Genomic DNA, 13,036 nt, shown 5'->3' with positions numbered 1-13,036 from the left:
CCCCAGGAATAAAATTATAATATTAGGAGTTTATTCATGTCCGTTGATGTGCCCGCTCAGGAAAACACAATTTTAGTCGTAGACGACACCCCCACCAATTTACAAGTGCTATTCGACTTACTGAGCGAACATGGTTATCGAGTTGCGATCGCTAAAAATGGGGAAAGTGCCCTCCAACGTCTGCAAACTTCCCAACCCAGCCTGATTTTACTGGATGTGATGATGCCAGGAATTGATGGGTTTGAAACCTGTAAACGGATCAAAGCTAATCCAGCGACTTGCGATATACCAGTATTTTTTATGACTGCCCTTTCCGACTCCGTAGATAAAGTTAAGGGATTAAGTTTAGGTGCTGTGGATTACATTACTAAACCGATTCAACACGAGGAAGTACTGGCACGTATCCGGGTACATTTGCAACTGCGAAAAGCCAACCGCATCATGGAACAACGCACAGAAGAATTGAAACAAGCACTGGAAAACCTCCAGCAAGCCCAGTTACATTTAATACAGGGTGAAAAAATGTCCGCCCTCGGTCAGTTGGTGGCTGGAATTGCCCACGAAATCAATAATCCCGTCAATTTCATCCACGGGAATCTCACCTATGTCAAAGAGTATACTCAAGATTTGCTGGAATTTGTCCAACTCTACCAGAAGCATTATCCCAACCCAGTAGACGAAATCCAGAAACGGGCAAAAGCCTTGGATTTGGAATTTTTGCAAGCAGACTTGATCAAGATGTTAAATTCTATGGAAATAGGGAGCGATCGCATTCGTGATTTGGTGCTTTCCCTGCGTAATTTCTCCCGTCTCGATGAAGCTGAATGCAAGGCGGTTGATATTCATGTAGGCATTGAGAACACATTACTAATTTTACAACATCGCCTCAAAGCAAAATCCAAATGCCCCACAATTGAGATCATTAAAGACTACGGTAAATTACCAGAAATTGAATGCTATCCCAGTCAACTTAATCAAGTATTCATGAATATTTTGAGTAATGCCATCGATGCTTTAGAAGAATCTGCCATAACCTCTCCTACTATTACCATCCGTACTGCTGCGATCGATACTAACTGGGTGACAATTTGCATTGCCGATAATGGTGGGGGGATTCCAGAATCTATCCGCTCTAAACTGTTCGACCCTTTCTTTACCACCAAACCCATTGGTAAAGGAACTGGATTAGGTTTGTCGATTAGTTATCAAATTATTACAGAAAAACACCGTGGTAAGATTGAATGTCATTCTGGTGCAACTTTGGGAAGTGAGTTTGTAGTGGAACTTCCAGTACAATATTCCTCTTGACATACTCCCCGGCGTAAACGCACGGGGATTCTAGTTTCAAATAGCAACTGTAGGACTAGCCTGTCTGACATCACCTAAGCTAACAGTCGATGCCCAGACTACTTGAATATTTTTAGCAGGGTTTTCGTCTCTTCCATTTTTTTGGTGTATGGAGTTCGTGAATGCTAATTATATTCCTTTTTCGCAACAGCGAATAGCAGCTAGTGAAATTGCGGCAACTTGTACAGATGACTCAATTAGTCTTAATTCATCTTCGCGGAGGATAGTTGGTTGTTTCCACTGAAGTGATAGAATCGCTAGGGTTTTTTCTTGATAGATGATGGGTATTGCTAAGTGTGCTTTGATCCCGTGAGTGGAATAGTGGGAGATATTGGCTAAATTTTCATTTAGACTAATATTATTCACAACTTGAATTTTTCCGGATGCGATCGCTTGATCAATCAAAGGGTCTTCTGATAAGCAATTTGCCATCGAACCATTATTGCTATATATTCCCTGGAGAGAATCTAACTTGTTCTGCTGTATCATTTGTAGAATACAACCATCCGCAGCAAAATTTTCACCAAATATTTTCGCAATTGGGTTCAAAGCCGCTTCGGTAGATGATGGCATTTGCATTAACTGAAGTAATGTTGCCAAAAATCCCATTTGAGCGTTTGAACGATTCAGTTCCTCTGTACGTTGCTTCAGCAAATCGTAGGTTTCAGCAGCACGTTGAACAACAGCTTTGAGTTCGGTGGGATCCCAGGGTTTGGTAATATACTTATAAACTTGTCCGGCGTTAATTGCTTCTACTAAATCCTCAATATCGGTGAAACCTGTGAGGATGATGCGGATAGTATCAGGAAATTGGGGTACCGTCTTACTCAAAAACTCTGTTCCCTTCATTTCCGGCATCCGTTGATCGGAAATAATAACAGCTACTTCACCCTCAGTTGCTAATACTTCTAACGCACTAATTCCACTATCTGCTTTGAGAACATTAAAGTCACGACGGAAAGTTCTGTATAAAAGATCTAGATTATCTGGTTCGTCATCAACAACTAAAAGCTTTTGTTTTTTCGGCTTTTCTCTGATGATTGATGATTGATGTATTTTATCAATTCCTAAAATCGGATTATCCATAAGATAATTCCTATATTTTGTTAGTATAGTGTCATATTCATTACCAATGTTACTTGATAAAAAATAGCTTTCAACTGTGGAATACCCTGAAATATCTCGAATATATATAATTATTCATTTTTAGATGCTGATTCTTAGATACTAATTCAACCTAATAGTTACTATATATAAAAGTTAGTCAGCATAATTACGGATGATAGAAAAAAATATTAATTGAGAAATTAAGTAGCCATCATGAACTGACGTACATCAGAACGAATGAAAAATTCATTAATCCCCCTTGCTCCCTGCACCCCGCTTTTTAAGTCAGGTGGGCGGGAAAATTTACAACTATGTAACAAAATGTAAATAGCTCAAAACCCTTGCGATTGCTTCGTCGCAATGACAAAGTATAGTTCTGTTTATTTATGCCCACCTACTTACTAGTGAAGTACCCCAACCTGCTTCGCCGAGGTTGGGGCTTCCAACATCATTGAATCAGTGACGGTCTTATTCGTCTACGGAGTTTCCCGTCTCAACCGCTCTTGCCACGTTAGGGACTAGCGTCAAAATAAAGTACCAGATGAAAACTCTGAATCCATCATAAAACGGTAAAGTCTGATTGCTATATCGGTATATTATTTAATTGCAAGTCCCTTAGGAACTTCCGAGGAAGTCGAGAACTAAATCTCGTGATGGTCTTACAAAGCGTCCACAGGCAGCCGCCCGTCTACCACAGGCAGTTTGATTTCTTTTCCGTACACCTCTGTATGGCTTATTTTTACCGCAGAACGTAATCATGCGAACCAGTGACCGAGATCTTTTCCCTTTTCTCTCGCTCTTAGTCTAGGCAAGCGTATTACCGCTACTGTAGCCGTTTGTTATATGAGTCGAGTGGGTGGGTCAACAACCACTATAATGGTAGCATATCTATACTTTATTTGCTACCATGACACAGATTAGCTTGAGGTTATCTGAACGGGAAAAAGAACATTTGCAGAAGTATTGCGAATTGACTCAAAGAAATCAGACAGAAGTGTTGCGCGACCTCATAAGAAGATTATCAGTCAAAGGGGCATTGAACCCCCTTGACTGACCTGCTATCCATCCCCAGGCTGTAGAGCCGTGGGGAATTCCGCAAAATCAGTTAAAATAGTATTATCTGCTGCTGACTGTGAACCTCACTGAAATCCGAATTTATGACTGACTTACCGCCAATTTCACCCCATCCTGAAACCCTTGCTCAAGAAACCGTTGATGAATTGTTCCAAAAACTCAGGCAGAAGCAGGGAAACTGGGTGGAATGGGGAAATGCGATCGCGCTATTACAAAAGTCGGGTTACAATCCCCAGGTGATATTTGAAGCAACTGGATTTGAACCTGTGCAGCAAAATCAAGTGGTGGTGGGTTCTCAGGTATTTAGCTCCATCGAAAAAGGTAATGCTTCCGAAGCTATGCGATCGCATTTCTCCATGCGAGGCAGTGATGTGTTGTATGAGTTACGTTTACTCACCCATGAAGAACGCGCAGCAGCAGCAGAATTGGCATTTAATCAGAAAATTGACTGCGATGAAGCTAAAGAAATAGCTCGTGCAATCAAGGATTTTTCCCGGTTTGGGACTCCCCCAGACGGTTTTACCTATGATCCCGGTGATGCTGTTGCTTACCAATCTTGGAAACTGGCAAAACAGAACACTGATTTACAAGTGCGATCGCGTTTGATTGCCAAGGGGCTAAAATTTGCCACCACCCCCGCAGCAAGGAAAAAAATTGAAGAATTATTGGTTGACTTTAGCGTCGATCCTAAACGTCCTGCTCCCACACTGCCTTTTTACCGTTTGGAATCAGAAGACGAACTTCCCCGAATTGTCCCTGTGGTAGGAGAATTACCCCTCACCGCAAAAGATCTACAAGGGGTTCCCATCGTGGAAGAGGTGGGAGCATTCCGGATGGTAAAATTTGCTGGAGAACAAGCTTGGGTACCCCTTCCTGGATGGCAAGTTATCTTAGCAGCTGAGGATCCAGTGGCTTTAATGTGCGAGAGCGATCGCTTTCCCACCAGACCTACTACTTCCCCTGAACCCGTCCTCGTCATCGTCGATCGCTCAGACCGGGAATGGGATGAAAGAGCATATTTTGTCGTCGAAAGCAATGGTGATTTAGAATTTCAATGGTTTGATACAACACCATCAATCCCCTTATTGGGGAAAATCATCGTGATTTTGCGTCCAAAACGGGTTTTGGATGTGGACTTCAACAAGGATTCTTGGCAACTGGACGAATAACAGATCCCGCCGTCACCCTAGTAGTCTGTCAATTTTATTTTGACGGTTATGTATACATCCACAATCCCGTAGAGACGTAGCACTGCTACGTCTCTACAACCGTCATTTTTATTTTGACAGACCACTAGAAGCTAAATACCCGTAAACCGAAAGACTAATGATGAATTTCCAAATTCAGCACATAGCATCCGAGTTGTAGTTTTCCTGCCCATAACTCGTATTCAACCCGCAAATTTTCCGGTAATAATTTACCACTTAAATTTAAATTCTTAGTATAATTGCGTAAGCAAATCTTCTCTTGATTTGAAGATGATCCCGCAGGTAGCCAGTAGCGACTCACCCCGTATACACCCTGTTCCCATAAATGACGGTAACTCAGTTGAGAATTACCCTGCATAGTCATTGCCACTCTATAGGGTGATATTTCTAACCATAGTAGTCTAGGACTAGAAGCAGGAGGAATATCTACTTTTTGATCTTCTTTCTCAGATGGTGCAGTTAGTAGGAGATGAAAGCGATCGCGGTCTTTTTCGTACAGTGTAGCAGCGGTTTCCATCACAGACCATAGAGGTAGATCTGTAGAAATTAGCGACAAACACACGGATTTGTGGTGGTGAGTAAGCATGGGAGCAAAAGCCGTAAGCTATGAAAAATCAAATAAATATCGATAGGTGCATGGGAAAGCGGTACGATACTAGCGAGGAAGTATATTGTAGTGATTCACACTCAACTTTTGGTACCACGCCAGTTTATCCTATATGTCGCCTGCTATTATCAGTGTAGAAACAAAAGAAGATATTTCGCAAAATTTAATCATCAAGCCTCCCGCTTCCCGATTATCTTTACATGGGAATATTCGCATACCTGGAGATAAGTCAATATCTCACCGTGCTTTGATGTTGGGTGCTTTGTCTGAAGGTGAAACCAAAATTCAAGGTTTACTTTTGGGTGAAGATCCCCGCAGTACTGCCAGTTGTTTTCAAGCGATGGGTGCAGAAATCTCACCCCTAAATACTGAATTAGTTACAGTTAGAGGTATTGGTTTAGGAAACTTAACAGAACCTGTTGATATTCTCAATGCTGGTAACTCTGGAACCACGTTGCGATTAATGTTAGGTATTCTCGCATCTCATCCAAGCCGCTTCTTTACAGTAACGGGTGATGGCTCACTGCGATCGCGTCCCATGTCCAGGGTAGTAAAACCGTTGTTAGAAATGGGTGCCGAAATTTGGGGACGTAAAGGTAATTCCCTGGCACCTCTGGCAATCCAAGGTAAATCACTCAAACCGATTCACTACCATTCTCCCATTGCCTCGGCACAGGTGAAATCCTGTATTTTACTGGCAGGTTTGATGACAGAAGGGAAAACCACCGTTACAGAACCTGCCCTATCTCGTGATCATAGTGAACGAATGTTACGGGCATTTGGCGCAGAATTGTCAGTTGATCCCAGTACCAAAAGTGTCACCGTCACAGGTGGTGCAAAGCTACAGGGACAAACCGTAATTGTCCCAGGTGATATCAGTTCCGCAGCATTCTGGTTGGTGGCTGGGGCAATTGTTCCCGGTTCTGAGTTGGTAGTGGAAAATGTCGGTGTTAATCCTACACGTACAGGTATATTAGAAGCCTTAGCAATGATGGGTGCAGACATTCAGCAGGAAAATCAACGGGAAGTCGCCGGGGAACCCGTCGCCGACTTACGGGTACGTTATGCAGGTACAGGAAGCGTTACAGCCCTCAAAGGTTGCACAATTTCTGGGGATATCATCCCCCGTCTAATTGATGAGATTCCCATCTTGGCAGTAGCTGCCGTCTTTGCCCAGGGAACAACAATCATCAAAGATGCCGAAGAACTGCGCGTCAAAGAAAGCGATCGCATTACAGTAATGGCGCAACAATTAGGTAAAATGGGCGCAAAAATCACCGAATTACCTGATGGGATGGAAATTACCGGAGGTACACCCCTAACAGGTGCAGATGTGGATAGCTTTACCGATCATCGGATTGCGATGAGTTTAGCGATCGCAGCTTTAAATGCAACGGGAACCACCAATATTCAACGTGCAGAAGCCGCCAGTATATCCTACCCAGATTTTATCACTACCTTGGAAACAGTTTGTAAGTAGTCCAAGTCGGGAATTTAGAGCATTGGACATCTCGGTTAGGGCATACTATTTGTGTAAAAGGGAACAGGGAACAGGGAAAATATAAATGTCCTGATAAAAATGGCTACAGTTATATATAGCCAAATAGTTTTAATGCGGGCATCTTGCCCGCATCTTACAGAATTTTTCCATCAAAAGCACAGACAAACCCTGCCTTCTTATCGTTGGTAAGGATAATAATATTGGGGTGCGGTGACAGGTTGTTGATAACCGGGTTGATATCCGTTGTTGGGCATTGTTGCACCTCCCACACTATTGGGATAGGGTGTAATGCTGGAGGGATAATTAGGTAAAGAATTAATTCTAGGGGATTGATAACTATACCCAGGTATGTTGCTGCCAGTAGGTAATGGTGGATTGATGTTAGAAGGCTGAATGGTTGGGGGAATATTGTTAATTGGGGGAATTCTGCCTGGGTTGTTTGGGACTGTATTAGGTTGAGTCAACTGTTGAAATGTCAGACGAGAAATGGAACTAATTAGGGTTTCAGCGCGGTTATCATTATTGGGACGCTCTACCATCACCCCTGCAATATACCGTTTTCCTGTTGCTGACTCAATTAAACCGACATCTGCAACCATTGAGGCAATATCACCTGTTTTGTGGGCAATAGTTGCACCTTGATCTATACCTGATGGTAGAAGGGTATCTTTCACTGTACGGCGCATAATATCGAGAATGCGATCGCGTGATTGATTAGTAACTATATTTCCTTTGGTAATCATAGCGATTAAACCAGCTAAATCTTTAGGGCTTGTGGTATTTGTCCCCTTCAAATCCGGTAATAAATTGCGGAGGGAAGTACTTGCTAACCCCCAACCACGAAACCGTTGATTTAGGTTTTCAATACCGCCAAGTCTTTCAATTAACATATTTGTGGCAGTATTATCACTGATGGTAATCATCTTCGTGGCAAGATCCAATATGGTGTATTTAGTACCAATGGGTGCCTGCTGAATGTCTCCAGATCCACCTGCAAGAAGTTCTTGCTTTGTGGCAATACTATCTTCTAAACGAATTTTCCCAGCGTCTACTTCTTGAAATAAGGCAATCAGAATTGGTAACTTGATGGTGCTAGCTGAAGAGAAGGTTCTAGCCCCATTTATATCAACAAAACTATTGGTATCTAAATCAACTAAAAATACACCCGTTGTAAAATTTGGAGTTGTTGTGGTAAGGTTTGTAATCGCCGACTTTAAAGCTAGATTTTCTTGCGATAAAACCAGTGTAGAAGCAGCATTTGAGGTGTTTTGAGTTGCTTGTTGTGATTGCCCGATTACGGGTGATTCTGATGTACTCACATGACTAGCAGGATCTAAAACCGATAGGGCTGTGCCGACGATAGCACCAATTCCCACACCCACAATTAATAATCGCAAACCATAAAGAATATTTCTTGCCATCGGTTTGAGACGGGTTTTGCGACCACCACCATTTTTTCTCGGTAATGGTTGTTTCCGAACTCGAACCGATTTAACTTTAACAGCATTGGGGTTATAGGGAGGAATCTGACCGTTATTTGTGTTCCCAGGCTTCACCACACGAGTACGCTGAACTGGTACAGCAGTGGTGGTGATGACTGAATTATTACTTGGGTGTTGGCGTTGTGATTGTTTGGTAGTTGTGGCTTTACTAGTCTTTACCCTGACTTTTTTAACCGGACGAGGACGTTGGCGACGATTAACAGGTTGACGACGCGAGGATGTTGTTAATTTATAGCTTGAATCTGACACCACTACTCCTTAAATTATCCGCTCATTTTCTGGAACACTATTCACAAACCCCTAACTACCCGATCTCATTGGGTTTTTAGCCTTTTTAACTACGTAGTTACTTAAGCTCCCCTTAGAGTATATATACTGAACTATTACAGCTATTCAATGCCGTATTTATTTAAAGAATACGTGAAAATATTGAATTTGATGTGAGCTTAAGCTGTTTTCTGGGAACACTGAGGGTAGATACACCACTTAGTATTGTGCCATTTAACCTCCGCCTGTCGGTATTTTTTAGTATTTTTTTGTTTAGTGTAAGCGATATTATTGATTTTGGCAGGATAGTTGCCAACTTAAATTATCCAAAAACCAGATTATTTAGAGATTTTCATTGCTACTACTTTTTTCCACTGCCCATTTTATCTGTCGGATCATTCCCCGTAACATGGCTATTTCTTGAGTTTGCAGTTGACTACGGTTATAAATTTGGCGAATTTTTTCCATGCGGCTGTTCGCTGTATGGGGATGAAGGAAGCCAATATTTAACAGTAGGGACTGTAATTGCTGATAGTAAGATTCGACAACATCCAAAGGGGCAAGTTCCCGAGAAGAAATACCGGAAAGACTATCTAAGTCATCATTAGGTGACAAATCGGCAAATTGTGATAGTTCATAACAGCACAAAGCTACAGATGTTGCCAAGTTTAGAGAGGTATAAGCAGGATTAGTGGGGATACGGACAAAACGCTGGGCATAATTGAGTTCTTGATTTGTTAATCCTCTGTCCTCCCGTCCAAAAATCAAAGCTGCTGGTTGTCCCACAGTTTCTAATAACCAGGGTAAAGCAGTGCGAGGGGTTTCTAAAGGTGCATTCCAATCATGGTGAACTCCGGTGGTAGCGATCGCATGTTTACATCCCTTGAGTGCCTGCGGTAAAGTCTCCACTACCAAAGCCGATTCTAGGATATCTTGGGCATGTACCGCCATCATTTTTGCCCCTTGTCCCAAATAGTCACACTGTGGGTTTACCAAAATTAATTGACTAAACCCGAAATTTTTCATCACCCTGGCAGTAGAACCAATATTCAAGGCTCCAGCAGATTCAACTAAGATAATTTTTACTTCCGTCAACGACATTTAACAATATTTCACATAATATTTCACAGTTACTTTACCAATTTACCTAGAGATATTCCCCATTGATTTACCTCATTTTCCTATCACCAGACAAAGTAAAGATATATGTCAATATTATGTAAGTTCCACAGCAAATTAGATTGACAAATATCACAAAGCTGCAAAGTAACTATAATGGGAGTAACCTGCTCAAAAATAATAATGCTTGACTTACATACATTAGCTGAGTTTTCACGGTCAAACTGCGTTGGCATCTGTACCTTTTTAGTACCAGCAAACCTACTATCAACCCTAGTTCCTGTAACCTTTACAGTCCTACGTCGTCCATCAGTGCAAATCTGGCAAGCTGCAATTGCGGCTAGCATCTTCCCCATCATCATGTTGCTACACGTCTATTCCTGGTTTTCTGTTGGTGTAGTCATGGCACCAACATTCATCCTATTATCCCTAGCAATTAGTTGTCTAATCACCAACCTAGGTGCAGCAGCATTCCACCGTAAACTAGGATTTAGAGAATGGAAAATTGGAAATCAGGAATAAAAACCTCCAAATCTCCTCATTTCCGCCCTCTTTCTCCCCTCCAAAACCCTTCCAGGACATCGCAAAATCCCTCAAAAAAAATCTGCGGCACTTTGCGTCTTCACTCTGCGAAACTCTGCGTTAAAAAAAAATTAACCCTCAAACCGACTTCGCAACTGACTCACAACCCGATCTAACCCAACAGAATGTGCCGCTTTAAATAATAAGCGATCGCCTGACTGTACAAAACCCTGTAACCGCGTTACCAGTTCACCGTGGGAAGTAAAACATTCACAAGCAACACCCTCCGCAGCCTGAACAATAGCTTTGGCATCTTCCCCATCCACCAAAACTAGTAGCGCGTCTAATTTCAACTGCCGTACCATGTCCCCAACTACACTATGTAGCTGATGCGATCGCTCTCCCAATTCCTTCATCGCACCGAGAACAGCAATGCGTCTTTTCCCCGGTGTTTCGGCTAATAGATTCAAAGCTGCAAGCATAGCTTCTGGTGCAGCATTATAAGTCTCATCCAAGATTACCACATCATCAGGCAAAATAATCTTAGCAGAACGTCCCCCCGGCATATCCACAACCACACCTTCTTGAAGGCTTTGCCAATCAATACCTAAAGTCTTTGCCACTGCCAAAGCAGCCAGAAAATTTATGGCGATATGTCTACCTGGCAAAGGCAAACGAAATTGCATCCCATCAACTTCCACAGTTTCAATATCAATTAAATTTCCGCAAATATCTCCACCATTCAAACCATAACTAATTACCTCACCCTGCCAAACTTGGGCAGATGTTGACATCAATAGTTCGTTGTCATGGTTCAAAATTGCCACCCCATCACGAGGCATTTCTGCCAACAACTCGCATTTAGCCTCTGCTATGGCTAACTCCGAACCCAATAATTCAATATGTGCTGTCCCCACATTCGTAATTACCCCTATTTGGGGATGGACAACTTCCGTTAATTCAGCAATTTGTCCCCTACCTCGCATTGCCATTTCAATCACAGCATAATGATGTTCTGTACCCAGTTCCAGCAAAGTTTTTGGGACACCAATCTCATTGTTAAAATTAGCATAGGTCTTATGAACCCGTCCCTGTGTTCCCAAAACAGCAGCAATGATTTCCTTAGTGGTGGTTTTACCCACAGATCCAGTAATACCAACCACTGGAATTGTAAAGCGATCGCGCCACCAGCGAGCAAGTTTTTGATATGCTTTTAAACTATCTTTAACCTGTAACACTGGAAATTGGGGATTTTGATAATCGAAATCCACAATTGCAGTTAGCGCACCCTTAGCGATTGCCATCCCTACAAAGTCATGTCCATCAAACTTTTCACCCCGTAATGCCAAAAAAACTTCTCCTGGTTTGACTATGCGAGTATCTGTTTGAACTCCAACACATAAATGGGTAAGTGCTGCATCTGATATATTTACCGATGTAGCATCAAGGACTTCAATTAGTTGATTGATGGTGACAGAACAGGACATATTTACTGGATTTCTCGATTGCAAAGATTTGTTTGTTATATTCCACTTTCTGCACCCAAAGCAAGCAAAAAAATAATTAAACTTGAGAATGCATCGCTCCGTGGTATTGGATCTTAAAATCTAATTGGTTTCTCATCTCAGCAATTAGATACTTGGAAAGAGAGTTTAGCAAATGTTTTAATGCATTCAATTAGCCTTTCCTAGTAATCTTTATCCTATGGAAAACACATTATTTGATAAAACCTTCCGTGACGACGATGGTAAAATCGTTATAGCTCAACCGCCAAATTTACCACTTATTGTCTGGTTCACAACTAGTTTACTGAAGTTAGTTGTCACAACAGGCGAAATTAATACAGTATTAGATATTCTAGCAAACGGTTCTTTATTTACTTGGGCTTGGTTGGAATTATTTCAAGGTGTAAATTATTTTCGCCGAGCGGTAGGTCTTGGGGTGTTTATTGGTATTATCGTCTCAAGAATTCAATGATATGAAATTACTATTGCTGTTGTTATGCCCTATTAATCTATTATTGTTTGACTTTTCTGGAGCGGTACAACAACAATACATAGCAAACAATATACCAAACGTTGGAAGACTAAAAAACCAAAAGCCTTTATCTGGGAAAAAAATTCTGATTAATCCAGGACATGGGGGTAAAGAAACTGGTGCCGTAGGTGCAACTGGATATTTTGCTGCACAAGCAAACCTGAAAGTATCGAAACTATTAGCTGCTGAGTTGCAGAAGCATGGTGCGGTAGTGGTGATGACAAGGGATGATGATAGATACTTATCCTTAAGCGATCGCCAAGCAATTATAAACCGTGAAAAACCCACTATTGCCCTAACTATACATTACACTTTTGCTGAGGACGGTCAGAATGCAGAACAAACTCAGGGAATCAGAACTTTTTGGTATCATCCCCAATCAGAGAGTTTAGCCCTTTTTATCCACAATTACTTGATTCGTCAACTCAGACGCTCATCTGCTGGTGTATTTTGGAACAACTTAGCACTGACACGTCCGAAAATTGCACCATCAGTGGTACTGGAATTGGGTTTTTTTAGCAATCCGCAAGAATTTGAGTGGATAACAAACCCTCAAGAACAAAAAAAATTAGCCATTACTTTAGCTTCGGGCATTGTAGAGTGGTTTGAGACGGTTCAAAATAATTAATATCAATCAGTTAGCGATACTCTGATAAGTAGGTGGGTCAAATTAAATGTAGGATGGGTTAGCGTAGCGTAACCCATGCGGTTCAAAGGTTGAGTGTTTATTTCAGGAATTACGGGT

12 protein-coding genes are annotated in these 13,036 nt (G+C 41.8%); 7 read left to right on the top strand and 5 right to left on the bottom strand.

What is annotated here, in order from left to right:
- The first annotated feature begins 36 nt into the window (after positions 1-36).
- Entirely contained in the window at positions 37-1,308 is a 1,272-nt protein-coding gene (locus CAL6303_RS17865) for a sensor histidine kinase (protein WP_015199222.1), read from the top strand.
- 168 nt (positions 1,309-1,476) lie between these two features.
- Here CAL6303_RS17865 and CAL6303_RS17860 read toward each other — a convergent pair whose 3' ends face one another.
- A complete protein-coding gene (locus tag CAL6303_RS17860; RefSeq protein WP_015199221.1) occupies positions 1,477-2,433 on the bottom strand; it encodes a response regulator in 957 nt (318 codons plus the stop codon).
- Positions 2,434-3,361: 928 nt separating this feature from the next.
- Between CAL6303_RS17860 and CAL6303_RS31240 the strand changes: the two genes are divergently transcribed.
- Both CAL6303_RS31240 and CAL6303_RS17855 read left to right on the top strand, forming a co-directional pair.
- Positions 3,362-3,508 (top strand): ribbon-helix-helix protein, CopG family, encoded by a 147-nt coding sequence (locus CAL6303_RS31240; protein WP_015196501.1) that lies wholly within the window; start codon positions 3,362-3,364, stop codon positions 3,506-3,508.
- Positions 3,509-3,611: 103 nt separating this feature from the next.
- The gene (locus tag CAL6303_RS17855; protein WP_015199220.1) at positions 3,612-4,697 is read left to right on the top strand and encodes a RuBisCO accumulation factor 1; all 1,086 of its coding nucleotides are present in this window, start codon (positions 3,612-3,614) and stop codon (positions 4,695-4,697) included.
- Between the two features lie 154 nt (positions 4,698-4,851).
- Here the strand turns inward: CAL6303_RS17855 and CAL6303_RS17850 are convergent, their stop codons facing one another.
- Entirely contained in the window at positions 4,852-5,322 is a 471-nt protein-coding gene (locus CAL6303_RS17850) for a hypothetical protein (RefSeq protein ID WP_015199219.1), read from the bottom strand.
- A gap of 133 nt (positions 5,323-5,455) precedes the next feature.
- Between CAL6303_RS17850 and aroA the strand changes: the two genes are divergently transcribed.
- A complete protein-coding gene (gene aroA, locus CAL6303_RS17845; RefSeq protein ID WP_015199218.1) occupies positions 5,456-6,823 on the top strand; it encodes a 3-phosphoshikimate 1-carboxyvinyltransferase in 1,368 nt (455 codons plus the stop codon).
- Positions 6,824-7,020: 197 nt separating this feature from the next.
- Here the strand turns inward: aroA and CAL6303_RS17840 are convergent, their stop codons facing one another.
- A complete protein-coding gene (locus tag CAL6303_RS17840; RefSeq protein WP_015199217.1) occupies positions 7,021-8,595 on the bottom strand; it encodes a serine hydrolase in 1,575 nt (524 codons plus the stop codon).
- A gap of 360 nt (positions 8,596-8,955) precedes the next feature.
- On the bottom strand, positions 8,956-9,714 hold the full coding sequence (locus CAL6303_RS17835) for an RNA methyltransferase (RefSeq protein WP_015199216.1): 759 nt from the start codon (positions 9,712-9,714) through the stop codon (positions 8,956-8,958).
- Positions 9,715-9,915: 201 nt separating this feature from the next.
- On the opposite strand from CAL6303_RS17835, the gene CAL6303_RS17830 reads away from it, so the two are divergent.
- Positions 9,916-10,254, top strand: a complete 339-nt coding sequence (locus CAL6303_RS17830; RefSeq protein WP_041739742.1) for a hypothetical protein — start codon at positions 9,916-9,918, stop codon at positions 10,252-10,254.
- 131 nt (positions 10,255-10,385) lie between these two features.
- Here the strand turns inward: CAL6303_RS17830 and CAL6303_RS17825 are convergent, their stop codons facing one another.
- Entirely contained in the window at positions 10,386-11,741 is a 1,356-nt protein-coding gene (locus tag CAL6303_RS17825) for a UDP-N-acetylmuramoyl-tripeptide--D-alanyl-D-alanine ligase (RefSeq protein WP_015199214.1), read from the bottom strand.
- Between the two features lie 217 nt (positions 11,742-11,958).
- Here CAL6303_RS17825 and CAL6303_RS17820 point away from each other — a divergent pair, with 217 nt between their 5' ends.
- Together CAL6303_RS17820 and CAL6303_RS17815 are read left to right on the top strand one after the other, a co-directional pair.
- The gene (locus tag CAL6303_RS17820; protein WP_015199213.1) at positions 11,959-12,231 is read left to right on the top strand and encodes a hypothetical protein; all 273 of its coding nucleotides are present in this window, start codon (positions 11,959-11,961) and stop codon (positions 12,229-12,231) included.
- A gap of 1 nt (position 12,232) precedes the next feature.
- A complete protein-coding gene (locus CAL6303_RS17815; RefSeq protein WP_051036695.1) occupies positions 12,233-12,919 on the top strand; it encodes an N-acetylmuramoyl-L-alanine amidase family protein in 687 nt (228 codons plus the stop codon).
- Positions 12,920-13,036 lie beyond the last annotated feature (117 nt).

It is taken from the genome of Calothrix sp. PCC 6303, from assembly GCF_000317435.1.
Taxonomy (GTDB): Bacteria; Cyanobacteriota; Cyanobacteriia; order Cyanobacteriales; family Nostocaceae; genus PCC-6303.
The sequence above is the reverse complement of the archived record's forward strand: the minus strand, read 5'-3'. Positions and strand labels throughout refer to the sequence as shown.

Bases quoted from the DNA above. Each gene is read 5' to 3' on its own strand.
- CAL6303_RS17865 (WP_015199222.1), top strand. From the start codon at position 37: ATGTCCGTTGATGTGCCCGCTCAGGAAAACACAATTTTAGTCGTAGAC.
- CAL6303_RS17860 (WP_015199221.1), bottom strand. From the start codon at position 2,433: ATGGATAATCCGATTTTAGGAATTGATAAAATACATCAATCATCAATC.
- CAL6303_RS31240 (WP_015196501.1), top strand. From the start codon at position 3,362: ATGACACAGATTAGCTTGAGGTTATCTGAACGGGAAAAAGAACATTTG.
- CAL6303_RS17855 (WP_015199220.1), top strand. From the start codon at position 3,612: ATGACTGACTTACCGCCAATTTCACCCCATCCTGAAACCCTTGCTCAA.
- CAL6303_RS17850 (WP_015199219.1), bottom strand. From the start codon at position 5,322: ATGCTTACTCACCACCACAAATCCGTGTGTTTGTCGCTAATTTCTACA.
- aroA (WP_015199218.1), top strand. From the start codon at position 5,456: ATGTCGCCTGCTATTATCAGTGTAGAAACAAAAGAAGATATTTCGCAA.
- CAL6303_RS17835 (WP_015199216.1), bottom strand. From the start codon at position 9,714: ATGTCGTTGACGGAAGTAAAAATTATCTTAGTTGAATCTGCTGGAGCC.
- CAL6303_RS17830 (WP_041739742.1), top strand. From the start codon at position 9,916: ATGCTTGACTTACATACATTAGCTGAGTTTTCACGGTCAAACTGCGTT.
- CAL6303_RS17825 (WP_015199214.1), bottom strand. From the start codon at position 11,741: ATGTCCTGTTCTGTCACCATCAATCAACTAATTGAAGTCCTTGATGCT.
- CAL6303_RS17820 (WP_015199213.1), top strand. From the start codon at position 11,959: ATGGAAAACACATTATTTGATAAAACCTTCCGTGACGACGATGGTAAA.
- CAL6303_RS17815 (WP_051036695.1), top strand. From the start codon at position 12,233: ATGAAATTACTATTGCTGTTGTTATGCCCTATTAATCTATTATTGTTT.